We start from the raw sequence: 24,072 nt of genomic DNA on the forward strand, positions 1-24,072 counted from the left end.
AATTCTTTTGAGATTCCGTCCTGCGGCCGGTCTAAGGTGTTGGAAGGCCGAACCGGCTTCTGGCAGGAACAGGGACCGCAGGCGATGGCGCTTCCGGAAGGCAGGCAGACGTTCGACCGCTTGATGGCCGAGAGCCTGCCCGCGGCGCTGCGCTTCGCCCTGCGGCTGACGGGCCATGGCGATCTGGCGGATGAGGTGGTGCAGGAAGCGATGCTGCGCGCGGCACGATCGTGGAAAACGTACCGCGGAGAGTCGCGGTTCGAGACCTGGTTGTTCCGGATCGTCGTCAATGTGTTTCGCGATCGCGCGGTGCAAGCGACGATGACCGAGTCGCTCGACGAGCGGCAGATCGAGGCGGCGCAGGTCTCGCCGAGCGAGCAGATGATCGCCGACGAGTTGGGCGAGATCGTGGCGCGATGCGTTTCGACCTTGCCGCCGCGACAGCGCGAGGTACTCGTCTTGGCCGCTTACGAAGGACTCGCCGCCGGCGAGATCGCCAGCGTGCTCGAGACGACCGAAGCCAATGTTTATTCGACGTTGAGCCTGGCGCGGGCGAGACTCCGTCGACAATTGGGCCCCTATTTGGCCGAGAAGTGACATGAACTGGCAAGCCCCCCACGACGATCCGCTCGACGACCTGTTGCGTGCAGCACGCTGGTCGGAGGCCGACGCGCAGCAGACGTCCCATCTTGCGGAGCGCTGGCGCAAGATTCACCGGCGGCAGCGCATCGTCGACGGCGCGCGAGTGGCCGGCATGGCGCTCGCCGCGGTGGTGCTGGTCGGCGGATCGCTCACCTGGCAAATGATGACCGTCGAGTCGCCGTTGCCGGCGCTCGTCGAGGTGGCGCCGGAGAGTCCTGCTGCGCCCTTGAACCTGCCGGGTCCGCTACCTGCGCCGGAGGAGAATGCCGTAGCGCCGGTGCCTTTGGCGGTTTCTGTGGCGTCGCGTGAAGCGAATCCGTTCGAGCTGGCCATCGTGCGGCGCCAGCAGCAAGCGCGTGCGAAGGAGCGGCGACCGTTCGAACAGGACGCTCCGACGGAACCGGTCGCACCAACCGAACAGGCCAGGGATGACTTGGAAAGCGTGATCGCGCGGCTGCTGGCGAATGGCGCCGAAGACCTGCCCGCGGCGGCCGTTGTGCTCGACGAAACACATGTCGATGCGGAGTCGCGTTTGCGGGCACTCGTCGAGCAATCGCGCGGAGCGAAACAGGCGGTCGCCCTGCGACTGCTGGCGACGCTGGCGACGCGCGACTCGTTGTTATTCTTGATCAACCACAGTTTGCGTCCCCACTGTCCCGACGAGGTGCTGGCGGCGATCGAGCGTCTGTGCGAGACGCACGAGCTGGCTGAACTGGCGTATCGCGCCGAGAGTGCCGAGCGACGCCGAGCCTGGCTCGCGGCACTCTTGCGGCGCGACGCTGCCGAGAACACGCCAGCGTATCTTGCGCTGTTGCGCCATCCGTCGATAACTCAAGATGCCATCGCCGCGCTCGTCGCGGCCGAAAATCCGCCGATCGAGGGGCTATTCGCCGCGCTGGCCAGTCCCGACGTGGACGAGCGAATCGTCGCGGCCCGGGCCTTGGCGGCGCGAAACGACCCCGCCGTGTCGCGGCGACTGGCACAGATCGTGATGCAGAACAACGCTCGTCGCGAGGCCCTGGTGGCACTCTTGATGAGCAAGGACGCCGTGGCCAGCGAATTTTTGGCTTATGCCCGCACCGATCTGCGACTATGGCCTTCGGTACAGGCCGTGTCGGCACAATACGCAAGTGTCCTACGTCTGAATTAATTCTTCACGTACCCCTAGACTTTCCAAGGATAGACCCATGCACGTTACTTCACGCCTGGGCTGTTTGACTCTCGTCGGCTTCATGGTGCTTGTGATAGAGCCGCCGACACACATCGCGCGTGCCGAGCAGAAGGAGAGCGAGGCCGGTGGAGAGGCGAAGCGTCCAGTGCTGTTGACGCGAGTTTATCCGGTGGCAGATCTCGTCTTCACTCCGCGGAACTATCCGTTCCCGGGAATCGAGATCTCCGGCACCCGTGCTCGTGGCGGCGTGGGCTTTGGTGGCATGGGAAGCTCCACCGGCAACGGTGGAGGGGGCGGATTTGGCGGTGGAATGGGAGGTGGAATGCCAAGCGGCGGCGGTCAGTTCAATGTACAAGACGATCGGGCGAGTCTATTGATTGACGACCTCATGAATGTCATCACCTCCTACGTGGAGCCGCAGAGTTGGGATCAAGTGGGGAGCGATGGACACATCTCGATCTTCCGCGAGCAATTAATCGTCGTGCAGACCGCGGCGATTCACGAGCAAATCGCCGCTCTGCTTTCCGACTTGCGCAAGCAAGGCATGCGAGACACCATTACGGTGCGTGCCCAGTGGGCGGTGCTCGATGGCGAGCAGTTTGCCGCGCTCACCGAGGGCGCGCCCGACACCTCGCCGCCGCAAATCGATCGCGCCAAGCTCAAGGCCTTGTCCACGGAGGCCTCGACCGCGCCGCGTCCGGCCACGTCGGCAATCGTCGATGCCGGTGAAGTTACCTGCTTCAACGGGCAAACGGTGCATATCGTGTCGGGGCGGTTCCGCAGCGCCGTGACCAGCGTCATCCCCGTGGTGGGCCAACTCGAGGGAGCTCTGCCAGTGGAGTCCGCCATCGCCCACGCCGTAGTTGATTCTCCGACGGCAATCGCCGCGAGCGAACAGGTTCGGATCGACGAACTAGTGCTGGCACAAGTGGCAGAGGTGGAAAAGAGTGAGGCGCCCGTCTCCGGACCGTCACCTCCCAATTCGTTGCAAACTGCCACACTGAATCAGCATGTCGGTTATCAGCCGATTGTCTCGACACAGCACTCGGGCATCATGTTCGAAGTAACGCCGATCACCATGCCGGGGCAGGACGCCGTCGTGCTCGATCTGCGTAGCATCGTCAGCCAGTGGCAGCCCGCCGCGACCGGCGCCGTTTCCTTCGGCGGCATTACGCACCTCGACCAGAGCGAGGTGGTCTCGCAGCAACTGGCCACGACGATTCGCGTGCCCCTCGGCCAGCCGGTCGTCGCCGGTGGTTTGACGCTGGAACCGGGAACTCCGAACGCCTCGGGACCGCGGCTCTACTTGATCGTCGAGGCGGTGGCTGGGGCGGGGGCCAAATAGGGTCTGCGGCCAGACGCGAGGGGCGTACGCACGATGGCAGCCTTGTGAAGGCTAGTGTAATCACACTAATTTTGGTCACTTCTCGCACGGTTCGTGTTGCTCGCCAGAATATACGCATGTACATTCTGGCGTGGGTCGCACGAGATGGCGAGAGGGCAAGAGTGTGTCAGGGCCGATGTTTGATGAGCAGGCGGAGACGTCGCTCATCAAGTCCGAGATTTTTACTCGGTACTTTCTCACCTGGGCAAAGAATCTGATCAGGGCGCAGAAGCGATATCGGACCACCAATCGCATCGCGTACGTCGATCTGTTTGCCGGGCCGGGTTTCGATCGGGACGGGGTGTCGACGACTCCCCTGACGATCCTGCATCGCGCGCTGGCCGATCCCGAGCTCGCCGAGCGGCTCGTGCCGGTCTTCTTCGATCGTAGCGAGGCGAACACGCGCTCGCTGGAGGCAGCCATCGCCGCGTTGCCCGGGGTCGAGCGCTTACGCCACCCGCCGAGCGTCTTTGGCGGCGAAGTGGGGGCGGAGCTGAGTGGGCTGCTGGCGGCCCGCCGGCTGGTGCCGACCTTGCTGTTGGTCGAGCCATTTGGCGTGGAAGCCTCGGTGTCGGAGCTCATCCATTCGATTCTGCAAGGCTGGGGCTGCGACGGGATGCTGTTCTTTACTTCCGGGCGCCGCGCGGGGGGCATTCACTCGCCCATGCACCACGAGCGGTTGGTCGAGCTGCTGGGGGCGCCGCGCGCCGCGGCGCTGGACGCCCGGTTGCAAGCCGCTGACGCGAGGGATGAACGTCGCGCGGCGATCGTCGTCGAGGAGATGAAGCAGGCGCTCGAGGGCATGGGGGGCCGATTTGTGTTGCCGTTTCGCTATCGCCACCGAGAGGGGGCTGCCGGCACGCATGATCTGCTCTTCGTGAGCAAGAACTTTCGCGGTTACGCCATCATGCGAGAGGTGTTGGCCGAGCAGCGAAGCGCCGAGCCGGGCGCGACCGCGTTCGAATACCTTCCGGCCGAGCCCGATTGCCCGGCGCTCTACGAGCTGCTGCGCCCCGTCGAGGAGTTGGAAGGGCTGTTGCTGACCGACTGTGCGGGAGAGCGCTGGAAGTTTGCCGAGCTGTTCGAGCATCACAGCGTGGGCCGGCCCTTTGTCGAGAAGGATTATCGCGACGTGGTGCTGCGGCTCGAAGCGGAGCGCAGGGTTACGATCGATCCCCCCTGCCCGCCACGCCGCCGCGGCGCGATCGCGCGGGCCACGATCGTGTTTCCCAAGCCGCGCGCTTGACGAATCGAGCGGGGCGGGGCGAGATTTGCCTGCCATGCCGCTGGGCTGCTCTCGTCCGGCTCAGTCGTTCGCCAGCGCCTGGTCGAGATCTTCGCGCAGGTCGTCGAACGCCTCGAGACCGACGCTCAGGCGGATGAGCGTGTCGGCGATGCCATTGGCCGCGCGATCCTTGGCCGCGTAGCTGGCGTGCGACATCGAGGCGGGCTGCTCGATCAGCGACTCGACCGCGCCCAGGCTTACGGCCAGTTGGAACAACTTCGTCGACTCGACGATGCGCTTGGCGGTGGTGAAGTCTCCCACCGTCTCGAAGCTGATCATGGCGCCGAAGCCGCCATGCATCTGATGCTTCGCCAGTTCGTGGCCCGGGTGCGAGGGCAAACCAGGGTACAACACCCGTTTCACGCGCGGGTGGGTGACGAGCCACTCGGCCAGCAGTTGTGCGGTGCGGGCATGCTCGCGGACGCGTAGCTCGAGGGTCTTCAAGCCGCGCGAGAGCAGAAACGACTCGAACGGGCCGAGCACGGCGCCGGTAGCATTCTGCACGAAGTAGAGCCGTTCGTAGAGGGCCTTGTCGCGCACGACGAGCGCTCCGCCCAGCACGTCGCTATGCCCCCCCAGGTACTTGGTGGCCGAGTGCATGACGATGTCGGCGCCCAGCTCCAGCGGTCGCGTGAGCACGGGGGAGGCGAACGTGCTATCGACGCCGAGCAGGCAGCCGTGGCGATGGGCGATCTCGGCGCAAGCGCGGATATCGGTGATCGAGAGCAAGGGGTTGCCGGGGGTCTCGATCCACAAGAGCTTCGTGTGGGGCTTGATGGCGGCCTCGAAGCGGGCGAGATCGGACGACGGCGCGAGATTCACGTCGACGCCCGCCCGATTCACGATCTGGTGCAGCAGGCGATAGGTGCCGCCGTAGACGTCGGTGCCAGCGACGACGTGATCGCCCCGTTCGAGCAGCATGGTGACGGCGTGCGTGGCGGCCATGCCCGAGGCAAAGCAAAGGGCGCCCACGCCCCCTTCGAGCGAGGCGAGCGTCGTTTCGAGCGAGCGCCGGGTGGGATTGCCGCTGCGCGAGTAGTCATACTCGCCCCATTCGCCGGCGGCAGGTTGCACGTAGGTGGTGGCCAGGTGAATCGGGCGTACGACGGCACCGGTCGCGGTGTCGCGCTCCTGTCCAACGTGAATGGCTCGGGTGCGAAATTGCATGCCTGTAGGTCAGGTACTCCGTACCTGACAGCGATTTCTATTTCGTGCTCGCTTAGTGTCTGATAGTGTCTGACAACGTTGGAAGTGGCAACTCGATCGACTTGTCAGGTACGCGCGTACCTGACCTAGTAGTCGATCTATCGATGAATGTCAGCTTGAGGATAGAGTCTTCTGGGTCGCATTTTTCGGAGAGCCACCTACTTCGTGCCTGACATTGAGCGATAGATCGACTACTACGGGGTGGCCAGTGCTTGTTCGAGATCGGCCAGCAGGTCGGCGGTATCTTCGATGCCGCAGGCCAGGCGGATCATGTTGTCGGGAATACCGTACGTCTTGCGTTCCTCGGGCGTGCATTCGAAGTAGCTCATCACCAGCGGCTGCTCGACGAGCGACTCGGCGCCCCCCAGGCTCGGCCCGATGCGCGGGATGCGGAAGGCATCGACCACGCGGGCCGTCGCGCGCCAGTCGGCGTCTTTTACCAGGAAGGTGACCAGACCGCCGAACCCACGCATGGAGCGCGCGGCGATCTCGTGATCGGTGTGCGACTCGAGACCGGGATAGTACACCTTTTCGATGCGAGGATGTTTTTCCAGATAGCGGGCGATGGCCATGCCATTGGCATTGTGGCGCTGGATACGCAGCTCGAAGGTCTTCAGGCCGCGCTCGAGCAGGTAGATGTTGTGGGGCGAATTGAGCGTGCCCATGATGCCGCGCAGCTTGCGGACCGGTTCGAGATCGTCGGTGCGGCCGACGAGCACGCCGGCCAAGAGATCGTTGTGGCCGCCGAGGTACTTCGTGGCCGAGTGGAGCACGTAGTCGACCCCCGCGGCGATCGGTTGCAGGTTGTACGGCGTGGCCAGCGTGGCATCGATCAACGTTTCGATCTCGTGGCGACGGCCGATTTCGACGAAGCGATCAAGATCCACGACGCTCAAATGCGGATTCGTGGGAGACTCGCTAATCAGCAGCTTCGTGCGCGGCGTGATGGCGGCTTCCATCGCGGCGTAGTCGCAGGCGGGTACCTGCTTCGTCACGACGCCGTAACGGCCCAGGTGCTTCACGCAGAACTCGCGGCTGCGGTGATAACACTGGTCGAAGAGGAGGATCTCGTCGCCGGAGTTGAGCTTGGCCAGGAGGAACGTGGCCAGGGCGCTCATGCCGGTGGTAAAGAGCAAGCCAGCCTCGGCCCCTTCGAGGGCGGCCAACTTGCGCTCGACGACCTTTTCGCCCGGGTTGCCGTAGCGGCCGTACTCTTCGCGCTGCTGCTTCTGCTCGATGAAGTCGATCACCGACTGGCTATCGCGGAAGGTGTACGTCGCCGTACAGAAGATCGGATCGGTGATCGAGTCGCCGAGCTTCTGCCGGGCTTCGCCGGCATGCACGGCCAGGGTCGAGCTGCCGACGGCCGGGGGGAGGGCGCCCGCCGTCTGATCGGCAGGGCGCGGGTTGGCGGCGTTCGAGTTCTTATCGCTCATGGCGGTTCCCATGTCGCTTTGCTCCGCAAAGAGTGGTGTGGGAATCGCGCCCGCGCGAAAAAAAAGCCGCACAGGCGCTGTGGCGCACGTGCGGCTTCTCTTTGGGCTAGTGGTTGGACCGCTGGTTCGGGCTTGGCCGATCCGACGCGGTGGCACTTTAGCAGAGGAAGGCTGCAAGCGGCCGCAAATCCCAGTCTCAGCATCTTAATGCCCCAGGACACCCGCCGCAAGAGACTGTTCGGAGACCAGGAGTGGGCAGTGGGCGAATGACAAATCGTTGCGCGTCTTCGCACTTCAACCCCGAGTAGACGTTGGTGACCATCGGCAAGAAAGCGCATGTCACTGCCTGCTGGATTCTGCCGTAAAGGCGTGGCAGAATGGAGCCTGTGCCTGTTGGACCGTGGGTTTCGCGGTCGGCGGCGCGGGGAGCCCTGCCCAATGCGGCCGCTCAACGAACTTCATCGCCTTGGTCGTGTGCCAGTCTGGCTGGCATCGTGGGTGGTCGTTCTTAGTGGAACTCCGGCCTTCCTCTCGGCCGCCCCCCCGCAGTCGGGCGCCGTGCCACGTCCGCCGGTAAAGGTGCGGGCGTTGCGTCCGTCGGTGCCGGAGACGCCGGCTGCCAAGGCCGCTCAGGGACAGCGCCGCGAGCTGCGTCCCGAGGAACTTGTGGCCCTCTTGGGGCACGACTCGTTCGATATCCGGCAGCGGGCGTCGGCGGCCCTTTCAAAGCTGGGTTCCGCGGCCAAGCCCGCCTTGCTGGCGGGCCTCGAGAGCGATGACGCCGAGGTGCGAAGCCGCTGCCGGCGGGTGCTGGCGGTCGTGCTCGAGGTCGACCATCGCGAGCAGCTCGAGGCGTTTGCCGCCGATCGCGAGGGCAAGTTGAAGGTCGACCTGCCCGGCTGGCAGCGTTTCAAGCAATTGGCCGGCGAGGATCGTGGCGCCCGGTCTCTCTTTGCCGAGATGCACCGTTACGAGCCCTATCTGCTCGAGGCGGTAGACGATAGCTCCGGGGCCGCGCAGGAAATGTTCCTCGCGCGGTGCGAGCAGATTCAGCGTGGCATGATCGATCCCGATCCGCGCGTTCGGCAGCAAGCGACGCTGGGGACGGTGGCGGCACTCTACTTCGCTGCCTCGAATCCGAGCTTGCCCGTTTCGGACGAGGTCATCTCCTACTTGCACAACTTCAGTTACCAGCCGAGCTTTCAGCAGGCAATGCAGCAGTCGGCCAAGCGCAACGACGCCTACGCTCTGCGCCAAGTGGTGGGGGCGTGGGTCTCGCGCGAGGGGACGGCGTCGAGCTATCAGAACTACATGCTCGCGCTGCGCTACGATCTCGAGGAAGCATTGCCGCCGGCCCTGGCCGCGCTCGAACAAACCGAAGCGTCGTCGCCGGTCGTGCAATACGCGCTACTGGTAACGGGACGTTTCGGCGATACGAGCCACCTGCCGATCATCGAAGCGCATCTCGACGACACGCAGATCTGCGGCGTGCTGCAGGATGGCAAGGGGCAGTTCCCTATGGAGCTGCGCGATCTGGCCTTGGCCGTGGCGGTCCACCTGGCGGCGCAAGATCACGCCGAGTTCGGCTTCTCGTCCGTGCGGCGGAATCATCAGATGCTCTTCGTGTTGAACACGGTGGGCTTCCACAGCGCGGCCGATCGCGACGCGGCGCTGGCCAAATGGCGCGCTTGGCGCCAATCGCATCGCGGCGAAACGCCCATATCCACCTCTTCCGCGCGGTGAAATCGCGTTGCCGGCCGGCAACGCGCATCGGAGGCGGAATTCTCCGGGATGGGAACTCCTACGGTGCCTGCACGCGCGGTTGCAGTGTACGCCGCGTACGCCAGAAAGAGAATCGCAAGCCAAAAGGCATGGGGAGGCCTGCGACCTGCGCCAACCTCGGCGCATAAAATAAGCCCTGGGAGGGGCGAGGGAAGCAGGGGAAAAGAGGTGCCCTCCCAGGGCTGCGCTCGTCGTGGGGGGAAGACGGGCGAAAATCGAGTTGTGACTTCTTCTGCTTGGTGAGTCGCACTCCTCAGCTTGAGTCAGCGGCCGCGTCGCTACAGGTCAGACACACGCGGCATGGTTTGGTTCGCAGGGGCGAGCGGGATATCAAGCGACATCGACCGCATCGACCATTCGCACGACGCCGTCGACTCGTCGGCAGCAATCGTGGCTCAGTTGTTTCTCGTAGAAGGAGCGGACCTGGCCTCGCAGCGTCACGATGCCATCGCGGGCTTGCACCTGCAGACGACGCAACGAGTGACAGTGACGTTCGGCCAACAACTGCGTGATCTGACGTTCGAGATCACGATCGCGATCGGCCGCACTCACTCGTAGTTCTCCGCTCGACACCATCGCTTACTCCTCGCTCTCTTGAATTTCACCAGCGGACGTTCGATCACGATCCGCATCTACCCACTTGTTGTTTCCGCGTAATTCGGATGACCGCCTTGTGCCTTCAAGTTGCGAGTGGTTTCATCCTTCTTCGGGAGCAGTTATTAGCAAGCGGCGTGCCAAAGCATACCGGGCATTCTTGAGGGAATGTCTTCCTCCACGGGAAGCAAACGATGTAACTCGCGTACCAATAACGCATTGCAGAAGGCAATAAATTCTGGAACACCGCTGGGGTGCTTCGGCAGTACCCGAAGCGCATGCACAAGCCCGATGCACGACGCTGCCACTGTGTCGCGCAGTGAATTGCCGCGAATTCGGCGAAAGTCGCGCATGACGCTTAAGGGGCAGGCACGTTTGGTGGGCTCCCCTGAACCATCGGTGCGCAAGCAAGTCCTCCAGCAGATTTGCTCATCTGCCGTGGATGTTCCTGTGCGCCGAGACGGAAATGGCCCCAGGGGCGCCGTCGACGGTGTTCCGATGGGTGGATTCCCGGCCGAGCGACGCCTATGATCGCTCGCCATGTCGACGAACAAGCCCCTTCAATATGACTTTACCACGCCGGCTGGCATCCATTTTGGTTGGGGACGCCGGACGGAGGTCGGCAAGTTGGCCCGGCCGCTTGGACGCCGGGCGATGATCGTGGCCGGGTCGCGGACGCTCGAATCGTCGGGCGCCCTGGATGAAGTGGGGAATGCGCTGCGAACGGCGGGCATGGCGGTCGAGCGGCTGGCGAACATCTCGCACGAGCCCGAGGTGGGGGACGTGGATGCGGCGGTCGAGTTGGCTCGGCAGCTTGCGCCGGCCGACGGCGATTTCGTCGTGGCGATTGGTGGGGGATCGGCGCTCGATCTGGCCAAGGGGGTCGCGGCCCTGGCCACAAATCGTGGCGGTGATTCGGTGAAGGATTATCTCGAAGGGGTGGGGCGCGGCCTGACGCTCGACGCAGAGCCTCTGCCGATCCTCGCCATGCCGACCACGGGGGGCACCGGCAGCGAGGCGACGCGCAATGCCGTGATCTCTTCGTACGATCCGCCGTTCAAGAAGAGCCTGCGCGACGCGCGGCTCGTGCCGCAGGTCGTGCTGGTCGATCCCGAACTGGCCGTGTCGCTGCCCGCCGCGGTGACAGCTCATGCGGGGCTCGATGCCATTACGCAACTGATCGAAAGCTACGTCTCGCGCCGCGCGCAGCCACTGCCCCAGGCGCTCGCACTCGAAGGACTTGCTCGGGCGGTCCCGGCGATTGTCACCGCCGTCGAGCAGGGGCACAATCGCCCCGCGCGAGAAGCGCTGGCGCATGCGGCGCTTCTCTCGGGCATGGCCTTGGCGAACTCGGGACTCGGCCTGGCTCACGGCGTTGCCGCTGCGCTGGGGGTCCATGCCCGCGTGCCGCATGGACTGGCGTGTGCCGTGATGCTGCCGGTGGCGATGCGCGCCAACCGTGATGTCTGCCAGCAGGCCTTCGCACAACTGGCGCCGGCGCTGTGTGGGCACAACTTCACTGACGATGCGCAAGCGGCCGATGCCGCGGTGACCGTCGTCGAACAGTTGTGCCGGCGACTGGCGATTCCCACGCGGCTGTCGGCATTGGGCGTGCGGCAGGATCAGATCGCCGGGCTCGTGCGCGACTCGCGCGGCAACAGCATGAGCGGCAACCCACGCGACATCGGCGATGAGGAACTGGCTTCTCTGCTGAGCGAAATGCTTTAATCGCTCACGCAGGCGTGGAGGGGGGAGCGAGATGGATGGGAGGAATGCGTTCGATCCCTCCGCGGCTTCGCGTGAGCCTTTGCCGCTCTAAGCAGCCTGTTTGAACCGCCGCGGGGCAAGGTGTAGCATGAGCCGACGCTGCCGAGCGCGGCACGGAGGGGCCGCCGGGATGGGCGAAACCGAAACAAGGAGACGCGTGTGGAAAAGTGGCCGATCGGAGTTTTTGCCAGCATCGACGCCGGATTGGGTGTGCAGCTCGACGTGGCCAAGGAGTTGGGCGTGCCGACCATTCAGTTGCACGCCCCTAGCCGCGCCCAGCGTACGCCGGAGCACGCCAAGGCGTTTCTCGAACGGCTGAGCGCGCTCGGCATTCGCCTGACGGCGGTCTTCGGCGGCTTCGAGGGAGAGAGCTACGCCGATATCCCCACCGTGGTGCGCACCGTGGGGCTGGTGCCGCGCGAGACGCGCGCCGCGCGGCTGGCCGAGATGAAAGAGATCGCCGACTTTGTCAGGCTGCTCGACGTGAAGATCGTCGCGCTGCACCTGGGTTTCGTGCCGCACGACAAGTCCGATCCGCTGTACGGCGAGATTCTCACGGTCACGCGCGACCTGTGCGATCACTGTCAGAAGAACGGCCAGGCGCTGCACCTCGAAACCGGCCAGGAGACGGCCGACGCGCTCGTGCAGTTCATCGGTGATGTGGCCCGCGATAATCTCTATGTCAATTTCGATCCGGCGAACATGATCCTCTACGGCTCGGGCGAGCCGATCGAGGCGTTGGAGAAGGTCGGTCGCTACGTGCGCAGCGTCCACTGCAAGGATGCCCGTTGGGCGGCTCGTCCTGGCGAAGAATGGGGTACCGAAACCGAGTTGGGAGCCGGGGAGGTGGGCATGGAGAACTACCTGCGCACGCTCGACAAGGTCGGCTATCACGGCCCGCTCACCATCGAACGCGAGATCCCGCGCGAGCCCGAGCGTCAGAAGGCCGAGATCGGCCACGCCGTGCGTTTGCTCACGGAGTTGAAGGCGAAGATCGGCTGAATTTCAGCGAAAGGGATTCATCCACAGATTACGCAGATTACGCAGATTTGATTGCTCTGTTCTTTGAGTCGATTGCCCGAGGAGACGAGGAATGGCGAGTGTCTTCAAATCTGCGAAATCTGTGTAATCTGGGGATAGACATGATCGACCGAGCGGGGCCGGGAAATCGAACTGACACGAGAACGGAGTACGTATCATGCCCAGCCTGAATCTTTCGGTCGCGCATTCGTTGTCGCAGGAGGAAGCCCGCGAGCGATTGCAGCGCTTTCTCGAGATGGTGAAGTCGCAGTACGGCGATCACGTCAACAATCTCGAAGAGGAGTGGAACGACGAATTCGTCCGCTTCGCCTTCAGCGCGATGGGTTTTTCGACCAGCGGCAAGATGACGATCTCGCACGAGGAAGTGGTGGTCGACAGCAAGATCCCGCTAGCGGCCATGATGTTTCGCGGCAAGATCGAGTCGACGATCCGCGAGCAACTTACCCGCGTGCTGCGGAGCTGAGGCGATGTACAGCACACTGCGCCGGTCCGATCGTTCGCTTGTACAATATGCGTGCGCCGCGCTGGTGCTCGTGTCCGTCGCAAACCTATCCTTCGCCGTACGGGCCGACGACGAGCCGACCGGTTGGACCAATTTGTTCAACGGTCGCGACCTCGAGGGCTGGCAGGTGGTGGGAGAGCCCGCCGATTGCTGGCAAGTCATCGACGGCGATCTCACGCCGGCCGAGGCCGGGGGCTGGCTGTCGACGACCCGCGAGTTCTCCGACTTCGAGCTGGAGTTGGAGTTCGTGCTGCCGCCTGGGGGGAACAGCGGCGTTTTCATCCGCGCTCCGCATGGGGGGCGCACCTCGCGTCTGGGGATGGAGATCCAACTGCTCGACGAGTTCGCGCCGGAGTATCGGGATCTCAAGCCCGTGCAGAACACCGGCGCGCTGTACGACATCGCAGGCCCCAAGCCCGGCGCGTTGAAGCCCGCGGGGGAGTGGCAGAAGATCTCCATCCGCGCGGTGGGCCGCCAACTCGTGGTGAAGCTAAACGACCAGGAAGTCCTCGACGTCGATCTCGACCGCTATCCCGAGCGCGAAGAAGAGCACCCGGGCCTCAAGCGGCCGACGGGCTACCTCGGCCTGCAAAACTACGGCGGCCGCAAGATGCGCTTCCGCAACATTCGCCTGCGTGAAGTAGATCAGGTACCCCGTACCTGACACTTCTCGACGTAGCCAACTCGATCGATGGTCAGGTACGGCGTACCTGACCTACAACGGACGGGCGCGAGTTGTTTGCTGGCCCTCTACCGGCCGCTACAATCAAGACGCCTTTTGTGGGCCGGTTCCTGGCCCGTGGCGGGGGAAGCATGCACGGCTTGATCATGGATTACCAGCTCACGCTGCCGGCGATACTGCGCCGCGCGGAGCAATTGTTCGCCGCCCGCGAGGTTGTTTCGCGGCTGCCCGATCGGTCGAGTCATCGCTACACGTACGCCGACATGGTGCGCCGTACGAAGCGGCTTTCGCTGGCCCTCAACAAGCTTGGCATCGAACGTGGCGATCGCGTGGCCACGTTCTGCTGGAATCACTACCAGCATCTCGAAGCGTACTTCGGCATTCCCTGCTGTGGCGGCGTGCTGCACACGCTCAATCTGCGTTTGCACCACGACGACCTGGCCTACATCGCCGGTCACGCCGAAGACAAGATCGTCATCGTCGACGACGTGCTGTGGCCGCTGTTCGCGCCGTTTCGCGATCGTGTCCCCTTCCAGCAGGTGATCGTCGTGCGGCACGGCAACGATCATTTGCCGCCAGGCACGATCGATTACGAAGAGCTGCTCGATTCGGTCCACGAGCGCGACTTCGTCTATCCCGACTTCGACGAGCGCCAGGCCGCGGCCATGTGCTACACCTCGGGCACGACGGGGCGGCCGAAGGGGGTGCTCTATTCGCATCGCGCGATCGCCTTGCATTCGCTGGCCGCGGCCACCGTCGACGTGCTCGGCCTGCGCGAGGCGGACACGGTATTGCCCGTGGTGCCGATGTTCCACGCCAATGCCTGGGGCATTCCGTTCGGTTGTCTGCTCGTGGGGGCGAAGCAGGTCTTTCCCGGCCCCCATCTCGATCCTCGCTTGCTGCTCGAGCAACTGTCGGCGGAGCAGGTGACCATGACCGCCGGCGTGCCGACGATCTGGCTCGGCATGTTGCAGATCCTCGATCAAGAATCAGGACGCTACGACCTCTCGCGGCTGCGCGCGATGATCGTGGGTGGCTCGGCCGCGCCGCGTTCGATGATCCGCGCGTTCGAGGAGCGGCACGGCCTGAACGTCGTGCATGCCTGGGGCATGACCGAGCTGGCGCCGATGGGCACCGTGGCGAATCTTCCGCAGCACCTGCTCGAAGCCCCGCTCGATGCGCAGCTCGACTACCGCGCCAAGCAGGGCAAGCCAGCGCCGTTCGTCGAGGTGCGCGGCCGCAACGAGAATGGCGAGATCGCCTGGGACGGCCAGTCGATGGGGGAGCTCGAATGTCGCGGCGCGTGGATCGCCAACGCCTATTACAACAGCCCGGAAGGGGCCGCCTCGTTCACGCCCGACGATTGGTTTCGCACGGGGGATATCGTGGCGATCGACCCTGACGGCTGCGTCCATTTGCAAGACCGCGCCAAGGACGTCATCAAGTCGGGAGGCGAATGGATCAGTTCCGTGGCGCTTGAGAACGCCCTGATGGGGCACGACGCCGTGGCCGAGGCCGCCGTGGTGCCGGTGATGCACCCCAAGTGGGCCGAGCGGCCGCTGGCCGTGGTGGTACTCAAGCAGGGGCGTCTCGCCACGCAGGAAGAATTGATCGACTTCCTCCGCCCGCAGTTCGCCAAGTGGTGGCTCCCCGATGCCGTGGAATTCGTGGAGTCCATCCCCCGAACGTCGGCGGGCAAGTTTCAGAAGTCGAAGCTGCGAGAGCAGTTCCAGAATTATTACTGCCAAGTGGGATAGGGGGCGAAACGCCTGCCTGCCCCGCTCGGTACAATGACGACACACCTGTAGAATCGAACCATCAACTCATCCGCAGACACGTAGCCCTCGAAGGAGCCCGTCATGCCACAGCCTGTCATTTTGGAAGCCGTTCGGACTCCTTTCGCGCGGAAAGAAAGCGCCTTCAAGAACATTCGCCCCGACGAGTTGCTGTCCCGGGCGCTGCGTGGTCTGGTCGACCGCGCGAAGGTCGATCCCGCGCGGGTCGACGATGTCGTTACCGGCTGTGTCTCGCAGGCGGGAGAGCAGGGAGCCAACATCGGCCGCCTGGGCGTGCTGTTGGCTGGTTTTCCCGTCGAGGTGCCGGCGGTGAGCCTGAACCGCATGTGCGGCTCGAGCCAGCAGGCGGTCCACTTTGCCGCGCAGGAAGTGGCTGCCGGCGATGCGGACTTCGTCATCGGCTGCGGCGTCGAGCACATGAGCCGCGCCCCGATGTTCAGCGACGTCGGCTCGCTCGACAAGATGAACCCCGAGCTGTTTACCCGCTTCGAGCTGATCCATCAGGGAGAAAGCGCCGAGCGGATGGCCGAGAAATGGGGCCTCTCGCGCCAGATGTGCGACGAGTTCTCGATGGAAAGCCATCGCCGCGCCAGCGCCGCGCTGAAGGAAAATCGCCACAAGGAAATCCTGCCCACCGAAGCGGTCGACGCCGAAGGCAACAAGGTCACGCTCGCGCGGGACGAGGGAGTTCGCGACAAGCTCGACCCGGCGAAGATCGCCAGCCTGGCCACGGTGTTCCGTCCCGGAGGCAACGGCGTGGTGACGGCCGCCAACTCGAGCCAGATCTCCGATGGCGCCGCCGCGGTCTTGATCGCCGATCGTGAAGTGGCCGAGGCGCAGGGCTACAAGCCGCGGGCGCGCTTCCTCGCCCGCGTCGCCGTGGGTGACGATCCCACGTTGCAGCTTGCCGGCGTCATTCCCGCCACGCAGAAGGCGCTGGCTCGCGCCGGGCTGACGCTCAAGGACATCGACTGGATCGAGATCAACGAGGCGTTCGCCACGGTCGTGCTGTCGTGGGCCAAGGAGCTCGGCGCCGATATGTCGAAGGTGAATCCCTGGGGGGGAGCGATTGCGCACGGGCACCCGCTCGGCGGCACCGGCGCCGGCCTGATGGCCAAGATGCTCAGCGGCCTCGAAGCCACGGGGGGCACGCTCGGTTTGCAAACGATGTGCATCGGCCACGGTCAGGCCACCTGCACGATCATCGAGCGCATCTAGCGCTACCAATCGATTCGAGACCATGCCCTCCCCTCTCCCCACCGTGGGAGAGGGGTCGGGTGGTGACAGAGCAGCAGCACCGAACGGCGCACAGAAAACTCTCGCGCTGAGCAAACAGGCTCGCGCGTATTCAGCATTCAAGCATCCGAGGGAACTCCAGCCATGCAACTCGACAAGACCACGTTCATCATTACCGGCGGCGGTTCGGGGCTCGGCGCCGCCACGGCCCGCCGCTTTGTCAAAGCCGGGGGCAAGGTGGTGATCGCCGACATGAACAAGCCCGCTGGTGAGGGGGTGGCGCAGGAACTCGGCGCGAATGCCCACTTCGTCGAGTGCGATGTCACCGACGAGGCCGCCGTGAACCGCGCGATTGCCGCCGCCAAGGAGAAGTTCGGCGGACTGCACGGCGCGGTGAACTGCGCCGGTATCGGCACCGCGATGCGCGTGGCCGGCAAGGAAGGCCCGCACAATCTCGACGTCTTCGCCGCCATCATTCGGGTGAACCTGATCGGCACGTTCAACGTGATTCGCCTGGCGGCCGCCGCCCTGACCGGCGCCGAGGCGAATGCCGAGGGGGAACGTGGCGTCTTTATCAATACCGCCTCGGTGGCCGCCTTCGATGGCCAGATCGGCCAGGCCGCCTACAGCGCGTCGAAGGGGGGTGTTGTCGGCATGACCCTTCCCATCGCACGCGAGCTGGCGAAGTTCGGCATCCGGGTGGTGACCATCGCGCCGGGGCTGTTCGAGACGCCGATGATGGCGGGCCTGCCCGAGGAAGCACGCCTGTCGCTCGGCGCCCAGGTGCCGTTCCCCGCGCGACTGGGCAAGCCTGACGAATATGCTCAACTCGCCCAGCAGATCGTCGAAAACCCGATGCTCAATGGCGAGACGATCCGCCTCGACGGCGCGATTCGCATGGCGCCAAAGTAACGACGAGCGCCGATCGTTGTGCCAGGTTAGCGTGAACTTCCAGTGGCGATGGCCGTGGGGGGCGTGGCGGGGGTCGTGTCGAGCGCCAGGTGCATCCAACCTTCGCTCAGCACGAGCCGCTTGGGCACCAGCTTGCCTGTGATGGGCAGGGTGAAGGGAAGCAGATCGGCCGTGAAGCGCAGTTCCTCTTGCAAGAGCATCTCGAACCGCTCGGCGATTTTCGCTGTCGAATCGGTGACGCCGTCGCTCAGTTTGCCGATGCCACCGACGGCCGGACCAGACACGCCCAGTCCTCCCTGGCGATGAAAGACGATGGCGTCTCCGTCGATCGTGGCGAGATACTTCGCGCCGACCGCGAAGGGGACGTCGAACATCTCGGGCCCGGCCACGACCTTGCAGCAACGGATCGTGACGTGTACGTCTCCTTCGCCCAGTCGAATTTCGAGCGGAGCGTGGTCGGCCACCGTAATTTCCCACGGTACGCCGTCGACCGACTCGAAACCGAAGGGAGTCTCTCCCAGCATTTTCTCGAGCACGCCCGCCAGTTCGGTCGACTGTAGCGTCCGTCCCGACAATGCCGTGTCGGTCATGTTGTTGAAGAACGATTCGTGGATTGCCAGCGAGGCGATCGCCGCCGAGTCATGCGTGGGGGGTGGCGACATGGCCGCCAACTGACCCGGTGCGACGAGCGTCGCATCGAGCAGCAGGTGCTCGTGCGTCGTGCGGAAGCCTACCCGTTCGGGAAAGATATGGTGCCGGGAGAAGGGCACCCGCACCTGGTCGATGTAGGCTTGTTCGAGCGAGGCGACGAGCGTGGCGGCCTCGGCATCGATGCGCCGTCGCAGGTCGCGTTCGGCGCGGCGCGAGACGTTCCACGCGCTGCTGGGCAGGCTGTCGAGATTGCGCTGCCAGCCGATGCGTCGCGCCGCGCGATCGAGCACCGGTCCGCGGAAGGTCGACCAGACCCCCGTGGGGCGCAAGCGCGTCTCGGCCGAGACTTGCGCCGGCAAGGATTGGAACGTGTCGCCGTCGGCCAGAATCAGTTTTTGGCCAGTCAGATGCGTGAGGCCGGTTCCCTCGAGCCCGACCGGCCCGCTTCGAGCGGTGGTGCGTGTCTGGATCTGGCCGTCGACCCGCAGGCGGATCGCCGCGCGATCGTGGTGTGGCACGAGATCGAACGTGACGTGGCCGGTCAATCGTCCGCGCCCCGTCACATGCGCTCCGTTGAGCGTGTCGTTGATGGTGAGGGCCTCGTCCAGCGTGCGATCGAGCTGCGAACAAAGCGCACGTCCCGAAAGTTGCACCGACAGGTTGGGCTGCACGAGCTCGTCGCGTAGTGCCGCCACGATCGTGGGGGCGAAGCCATGTTGATCGAGCCAGGCCAGCGAGGCGGCGATGTCCTCGTACGAGCGCGATCGCAGCCGGCCCCGTTCGAGCGTTTGTGCCAGTCGTGTGAGATGCTCGTGATACTCGTGCGCCGGATCGTCGAGCCGCGCCGCGCGCAGGCTGCGGCAGTATTGCTCGAGTGTCCCGCGCACCTCGTACAGTGGTTGCCGTTCGAGGCCGGCGTGACCGCTCTTGTACGCGGGCAGGATCGCGGCGAGCCGTGCGAGATCGCCGCCATTGGTTTTAGCCAGCTCGGCCGCCAAGACGCCGCTCTGCAGGTGCCGTTGCCAGCCGGCGCCGTGCGCGTGGCTTCGGCGCAGGAAATCTTCCTGCCGCTGGAAGGCGGACACGAGCGCCGCATGATCGCGCGAGAGCTGCTGCGCTGCATCGGCGCGGGGATCATCCAGGGCGCTGCGTACCAGCTCGGCCAACTCGGCCCGCGAGCGCGTGGCCGGGCCAGGAACGCCGCTCGGCCGCAGGGCGGTTTCGTCGGCCCAAGTCCAGCGGGGTAAAAGAAGACCCAGCAAAAATAACGGCGCGAGCAAGGCCAAGGGCGCGCAACGGTTGCGTCGTGTCATAAATCGATCTCGATTCGCGGGGCCGGGACGAAATGATTGGGTTATCCTTCCCAAGCGTAGAAGGCCGGCTGTTGCTACACGCCAGATTCTCCATCGCATCGCCATTCGTTACGTGACCTGCAAATCTGGTTGGTATCTGCTGTCACGCGTTACAATGACGGGGGTCTCCACCGGGCGGCTCCGCGCGGCAATGAAATCGAGGGCAGAAAACGGAAGCTCGGGACGCGAGCAGGCATCGCACTTCTCAGAACTCCTGGCCCGCGCGGATAGTAATCATTCGTTCGAGGGAACACCATTGATCTACGAAACCGGTCTTGGCCCTAACGCGGCCAACCATGTGCCCCTTTCGCCCCTGGGATTGCTCGCACGGGCAGCCGCGGTCTTTCCCCACCGACCGGCCTACGTGCATGGCCCGATCGCCCGCGACTACGCCGAGTTCCATGCCCGCTGCCGGCGGTTGGCCTCGGCCCTGACCGCGGCGGGGATCGCGCGGGGCGATACCGTGTCGATCATGGCGCCGAATGTGCCCGCCATGCTCGAGGCGCATTACGGCGTGCCGATGACTGGCGCGGTGCTGAATTCGCTCAACATCCGGCTCGACGCGGCCACGATCGCGTTCACGCTCGAGCATGCCGAGACGAAGCTGTTGATTACGGATCGGGAGTTCTCGCCCGTCATCGAGGCGGCCCTCGCTCAAGTAAAACATCGTCCGCGCGTGATCGACATCGACGATCCCCAGTTCTCGGGCGATGGTCGCCGTCTGGGAGAGGTCGAGTATGAAGAGTTTCTTGCCACGGGAGATCCCGACTTTCGCTGGTCTCCCCCCGACGACGAATGGCAGGCGATCGCGTTGAATTACACGTCGGGCACGACCGGCAACCCCAAAGGGGTCGTCTACCATCACCGCGGCGCGATGCTCAACGCCATTGGCAACGCGCTCGTCTGGCACCTGCCGCAGCATCCCGTCTATCTCTGGACCTTGCCGATGTTTCACTGCAACGGCTGGTGCTTTCCCTGGACACTTTCGCTCGTGGCGGGCAAGCACGTCTGCCTGCGGCGGACGGCGCCCGAGCCGATCTTCGAGGCGCTGTCGCGCGAGGGGGTGACGCATCTCTGCGGAGCGCCGATCGTGGTGAACATGCTGGCGCAGGCGACCGACGCGCAGCGTCCGTTGGGCAGTCCCACGGTCGAGGTCATGACCGCCGCGGCGCCTCCACCGGCCTCGGTGATTGCCGCGGCCGAACGGCGCGGGTTTCACATCACGCACGTCTACGGCCTGACCGAAACCTACGGTCCGGCGGTGATCTGCGAGTGGCACGACGAGTGGAACTCGCTACCGGCCGAGCAGCGCGCCGCGCTCAAGTCGCGCCAAGGTGTCCGCTATCCGGTGCAAGAAGCGCTGCTGGTGGCGAATCCCGAGACGCTCGAGCCCGTGCCCGCCGACGGTCAGACGCTGGGCGAGGTCTTCACGCGGGGCAACATCACCATGAAGGGGTATTTGAAGAATCCCCGCGCCACGGCCGAGGCTTTCGCCGGGGGCTGGTTTCACACGGGGGACCTCGCCGTGCTCCACGCCGACGGTTACATCGAGCTCAAGGATCGCTCGAAGGATATCATTATCTCGGGGGGCGAGAACATCTCGACCATCGAGGTCGAGGGGGTGCTCTACCAGCATCCGGCGGTGCTCGAGGCGGCCGTCGTTGCCCGGCCCTGCGAGGTGTGGGGCGAAACGCCCTGCGCCTTCGTGTTGTTGCGTCCCGATGCGTCGGATATCGGCGAGCAAGAACTGATCGAGCACTGCCGCGCGAAGATGGCACATTACAAGGCGCCGAAGACCGTTGTCTTTGGGCCGCTTCCGAAGACGTCGACCGGCAAGGTATTGAAATACGAGCTGCGCGATCGCGCGGCTCGCCTCTAATCGAGGAGGCTCGGATGGCTATCGAATCTCGCACGGCTGCGACGCCGGCGTCTGCCGACCAGGCGAGCGACTCGCTGGTCGTCTGGGAACGGCAGGGGGCCGTCGGCGTGCTCACGCTGAATAATCCCGCGCGGCGAAATGTCCTCTCGCGCGCCATGCTTACCGAGCTGGCCACACGTTTGCGCACCGCGAGCGCCGATCGCACGATCAAGTGTCTCGTGTTGCGCGCGGCGGGGCCGGTCTTTTCGGCCGGACACGATCTGGCCGAGGTGCGCTCCGCCTCGCCGGCAGAACTCGAGAGCCTGTTTGCGCTCTGCACCCAGGTGATGGAGACGCTCCGCCTCGCGCCGCAGCCGGTGATTGCCGAGGTACAGGGATTGGCCACCGCCGCAGGTTGCCAATTGGCGGCCACGTGCGATCTGGTCGTCGCCGCCGAAGGGGCCTCGTTCGCCACGCCGGGGGTCAAGATCGGTCTCTTCTGCTCGACCCCCGCCGTGGCGCTGGCGCGGGCGGTGCCGACGAAGCAGGCCCTGGAGATGCTCTTCACGGGCACGCCGATCTCGGCCGCGCAAGCCGAACGTCTGGGGCTGGTGAACCGAGTCGTGCCCGCCACGGAGCTCGCGGCCACCACGCGCGAGTTGGCCGAGCGCATCGCGGGCGCCAGCGGCGATACGTTGGCGCTGGGCAAGCAGGCCTTCTACGCGCAACTCGGGCTCGATCGACCGCGCGCCTACGAACTTGCGCAAGGGGTCATGGTCGACAACGCCCAGCGCGAGGATGCCATCGAGGGGATGCAGGCGTTCCTCGAAAAACGCTCGCCGCAATGGCGGCATTGAGTGTCGATGCTGCCAGCCGTAAAGGGCTCACGCGGAGGCGCGGAGTAGGAAGGAAGAGGGTGGCACCATCCGTCGGTCAGCCGGGTAGCACCGACGATGGTGCGGCGCGACGTCGCGCACGATAATACACTCGAGTCGCACTGTCGTCGGTGTTGCGCAGCAACAAGAGGTCTTGAGCCATCGTGCTTTCAAGGTCCGTAGCCCTCTTGTGCATCTCGCTCTTTGTAATCAGAACTCCCAAGCCAAAGGAACTTCGCATGGCTCACCGAGTTCGTAATAGCGGGCCGAACTCCACTCCCAATTGATTGCGAGTTCGACAAGTCCGGCACGTACTGGGTTCATGTGCATGTATTCCAGTTTCTCACGGACTTTACTTTCCGAGTAGACGTTGAAGGCGTAGTACTTCGGCTGCCAACACGGCTCTCGCAAGTCGATCGTTCTCGTATATTCCGGCAAGGTTCCGCGCAACAACAGTTTCAGCTCCCGGCTCGACTTTCCCTTCCAGACTTTCATGAATTCGCTCAAACAGCCCACTGCACGGAACCAGACTGTGGCATGCACATGGTCGGGCATCACGACGAAGCCAAAACAGCCCCCTTGCCGCTTGGCAAGTTCTTCAGCGAGCAGGTCGATGACGATTTCCTTTGCTCGTGGGTGATCCAAGAGTCGCGGCCGTCTCTAGCAGGAAAAAGTCACGAACTGTGCATGGCGTTCATCATCAAAGACCCTGCGTTGGACCATCAGATTCCTCTGCCCCGGGCTGATGCCATGATTATCGTACGTCAAAACGAACCTCTTGTCGCTGCGCGACACCGACGAGCTTCCGACTTGCGCGAGAAAAGTTTCACGCCTGTTGCGGAAACTCGGCGGTGCTACCCCCATCCTAAGAGCAGAACTTTTCAATTAAACACTTCTTCTAGCGCCTCGCGCATGACGGCGGGGTCGGGGTCGACTCCGGTCCAGAGCTTGAAGCCGATCACCCCCTGGTTGACCAGCATGCCCAGGCCGTCGAGCGTCGTACAGCCACGCGCTTTCGCTTCGCGGATCAGATGCGTGGCCGGAGGGTTCGGAATCACGTCGGCCACGATCATGCCGGGGCGCAGCGTGTCGAATTCGATTCGCACTCGTGCGTCGACGTCGGGAAACAGCCCGATCGACGTGCATTGCACCAGCACATCGGTCGCCTCGGGCAAAGCGTACTGGCTGGTCCAGGGAACGAAGTGCGCGTGCGTGGGAGTCTTGTCGTTCAGTAGCTCGACCAGCGATTCGCCCCGATCGGGATTGCGATTCACGACGCGAATCTCGGCCGCGCCAGCCAAGGCGAGCTCGACGCCGATCGCCCGGGCAGCGCCCCCCGCTCCCAACAGCACGACCCGCTTGCCGCGCGGGTCGGTCACCTCGCGAAGAGAGGTCAGGAAGCCCTTGCCGTCGGTATTCTCGCCGACGAGCCGGTCCCCCCGACGGACGATGCAGTTCACCGCCCCCATGAGAGAGGCGGATTCGGCGATCTCGTCGAGATGCTCGATCACCGCCACCTTGTGGGGGATGGTGCAGTTGCCACCGCGGAAGCCCATGGCGCGCATGCCGAGCACGGCGGCGGGCAAATCGGCGGGACTGATCTCGAGCGTAATATAGCGCCAGTCGAGTCCGTGGTGCTGGAAGGCCCGTTCGAGCATGTATTGCGTGGGGTTTTCCGCCACCGGCTGTCCGAAAAGCGAGCAGATTTCTTGTTGAAACGAGCGGGGTGCTGTCACGGGTATCCTTCGTGGGAAAAGGGCTGGGGGGCGTTGTCGGCACCGATGAAGGCCGCCGGCACTTGTTGTCGGCCCGACGATCAACGGCGGAGCAAAGCGTCGGATTCTCGTGCTGCGAGGGAAAGGCTTGGTCGAATGCGGTCCTGATTGTCGAATTGACGGTG

The 24,072-nt window shown here is 64.4% G+C and carries 20 protein-coding genes; 14 read left to right on the plus strand and 6 right to left on the minus strand.

What is annotated here, in order from left to right:
• Positions 1-84 precede the first annotated feature (84 nt).
• From KF708_02300 to tcmP, 4 genes are all read left to right on the plus strand, one after another.
• A complete protein-coding gene (locus KF708_02300; protein MBX3411522.1) occupies positions 85-597 on the plus strand; it encodes an RNA polymerase sigma factor in 513 nt (170 codons plus the stop codon).
• 1 nt (position 598) lies between these two features.
• On the plus strand, positions 599-1,792 hold the full coding sequence (locus KF708_02305) for a hypothetical protein (GenBank protein ID MBX3411523.1): 1,194 nt from the start codon (positions 599-601) through the stop codon (positions 1,790-1,792).
• A gap of 37 nt (positions 1,793-1,829) precedes the next feature.
• Positions 1,830-3,158: a hypothetical protein gene (locus KF708_02310; GenBank protein ID MBX3411524.1), complete on the plus strand. Its 1,329-nt coding sequence runs from the start codon at positions 1,830-1,832 to the stop codon at positions 3,156-3,158.
• 175 nt (positions 3,159-3,333) lie between these two features.
• Positions 3,334-4,443, plus strand: coding sequence for a three-Cys-motif partner protein TcmP (gene tcmP, locus KF708_02315; GenBank protein ID MBX3411525.1), 1,110 nt, complete (start codon positions 3,334-3,336; stop codon positions 4,441-4,443).
• A gap of 60 nt (positions 4,444-4,503) precedes the next feature.
• On the opposite strand, the gene KF708_02320 is transcribed toward tcmP, so the two are convergent.
• Entirely contained in the window at positions 4,504-5,649 is a 1,146-nt protein-coding gene (locus tag KF708_02320; protein MBX3411526.1) for a PLP-dependent transferase, read from the minus strand.
• Between the two features lie 233 nt (positions 5,650-5,882).
• Entirely contained in the window at positions 5,883-7,124 is a 1,242-nt protein-coding gene (locus KF708_02325) for an aminotransferase class I/II-fold pyridoxal phosphate-dependent enzyme (GenBank protein ID MBX3411527.1), read from the minus strand.
• A 498-nt stretch (positions 7,125-7,622) separates the two neighbouring features.
• Between KF708_02325 and KF708_02330 the strand changes: the two genes are divergently transcribed.
• Positions 7,623-8,867: a HEAT repeat domain-containing protein gene (locus tag KF708_02330; protein MBX3411528.1), complete on the plus strand. Its 1,245-nt coding sequence runs from the start codon at positions 7,623-7,625 to the stop codon at positions 8,865-8,867.
• A 369-nt stretch (positions 8,868-9,236) separates the two neighbouring features.
• Here KF708_02330 and KF708_02335 read toward each other — a convergent pair whose 3' ends face one another.
• Complete coding sequence (locus tag KF708_02335) at positions 9,237-9,482, minus strand: BON domain-containing protein (protein MBX3411529.1); 246 nt, start codon at positions 9,480-9,482, stop codon at positions 9,237-9,239.
• A gap of 558 nt (positions 9,483-10,040) precedes the next feature.
• Between KF708_02335 and KF708_02340 the strand changes: the two genes are divergently transcribed.
• The 7 genes from KF708_02340 to KF708_02370 all read left to right on the plus strand — a co-directional run bounded on the left by KF708_02340 (position 10,041) and on the right by KF708_02370 (position 17,436).
• A complete protein-coding gene (locus tag KF708_02340; GenBank protein MBX3411530.1) occupies positions 10,041-11,228 on the plus strand; it encodes an iron-containing alcohol dehydrogenase in 1,188 nt (395 codons plus the stop codon).
• Positions 11,229-11,426: 198 nt separating this feature from the next.
• Entirely contained in the window at positions 11,427-12,269 is an 843-nt protein-coding gene (locus KF708_02345) for a sugar phosphate isomerase/epimerase (protein MBX3411531.1), read from the plus strand.
• A 196-nt stretch (positions 12,270-12,465) separates the two neighbouring features.
• The gene (locus KF708_02350; protein MBX3411532.1) at positions 12,466-12,771 is read left to right on the plus strand and encodes a polyhydroxyalkanoic acid system family protein; all 306 of its coding nucleotides are present in this window, start codon (positions 12,466-12,468) and stop codon (positions 12,769-12,771) included.
• 4 nt (positions 12,772-12,775) lie between these two features.
• The gene (locus KF708_02355) at positions 12,776-13,474 is read left to right on the plus strand and encodes a DUF1080 domain-containing protein (GenBank protein ID MBX3411533.1); all 699 of its coding nucleotides are present in this window, start codon (positions 12,776-12,778) and stop codon (positions 13,472-13,474) included.
• A 149-nt stretch (positions 13,475-13,623) separates the two neighbouring features.
• Positions 13,624-15,249, plus strand: coding sequence for a long-chain fatty acid--CoA ligase (locus tag KF708_02360; protein MBX3411534.1), 1,626 nt, complete (start codon positions 13,624-13,626; stop codon positions 15,247-15,249).
• 102 nt (positions 15,250-15,351) lie between these two features.
• On the plus strand, positions 15,352-16,506 hold the full coding sequence (locus KF708_02365; GenBank protein MBX3411535.1) for a thiolase family protein: 1,155 nt from the start codon (positions 15,352-15,354) through the stop codon (positions 16,504-16,506).
• A gap of 162 nt (positions 16,507-16,668) precedes the next feature.
• The gene (locus KF708_02370; protein ID MBX3411536.1) at positions 16,669-17,436 is read left to right on the plus strand and encodes a 3-hydroxyacyl-CoA dehydrogenase; all 768 of its coding nucleotides are present in this window, start codon (positions 16,669-16,671) and stop codon (positions 17,434-17,436) included.
• Between the two features lie 26 nt (positions 17,437-17,462).
• On the opposite strand, the gene KF708_02375 is transcribed toward KF708_02370, so the two are convergent.
• Entirely contained in the window at positions 17,463-19,400 is a 1,938-nt protein-coding gene (locus tag KF708_02375; protein MBX3411537.1) for a hypothetical protein, read from the minus strand.
• Between the two features lie 295 nt (positions 19,401-19,695).
• On the opposite strand from KF708_02375, the gene KF708_02380 reads away from it, so the two are divergent.
• Together KF708_02380 and KF708_02385 are read left to right on the plus strand one after the other, a co-directional pair.
• Positions 19,696-21,318, plus strand: coding sequence for an acyl-CoA synthetase (locus KF708_02380; protein MBX3411538.1), 1,623 nt, complete (start codon positions 19,696-19,698; stop codon positions 21,316-21,318).
• 14 nt (positions 21,319-21,332) lie between these two features.
• Entirely contained in the window at positions 21,333-22,154 is an 822-nt protein-coding gene (locus KF708_02385) for an enoyl-CoA hydratase (GenBank protein MBX3411539.1), read from the plus strand.
• A gap of 228 nt (positions 22,155-22,382) precedes the next feature.
• Here the strand turns inward: KF708_02385 and KF708_02390 are convergent, their stop codons facing one another.
• Both KF708_02390 and aroE read right to left on the minus strand, forming a co-directional pair.
• Positions 22,383-22,817, minus strand: coding sequence for a transposase (locus tag KF708_02390; protein MBX3411540.1), 435 nt, complete (start codon positions 22,815-22,817; stop codon positions 22,383-22,385).
• 236 nt (positions 22,818-23,053) lie between these two features.
• Positions 23,054-23,878: a shikimate dehydrogenase gene (gene aroE / locus KF708_02395; GenBank protein MBX3411541.1), complete on the minus strand. Its 825-nt coding sequence runs from the start codon at positions 23,876-23,878 to the stop codon at positions 23,054-23,056.
• Positions 23,879-24,072 lie beyond the last annotated feature (194 nt).

The organism is Pirellulales bacterium, assembly GCA_019636335.1.
GTDB lineage: Bacteria > Planctomycetota > Planctomycetia > Pirellulales > JAEUIK01 > JAHBXR01.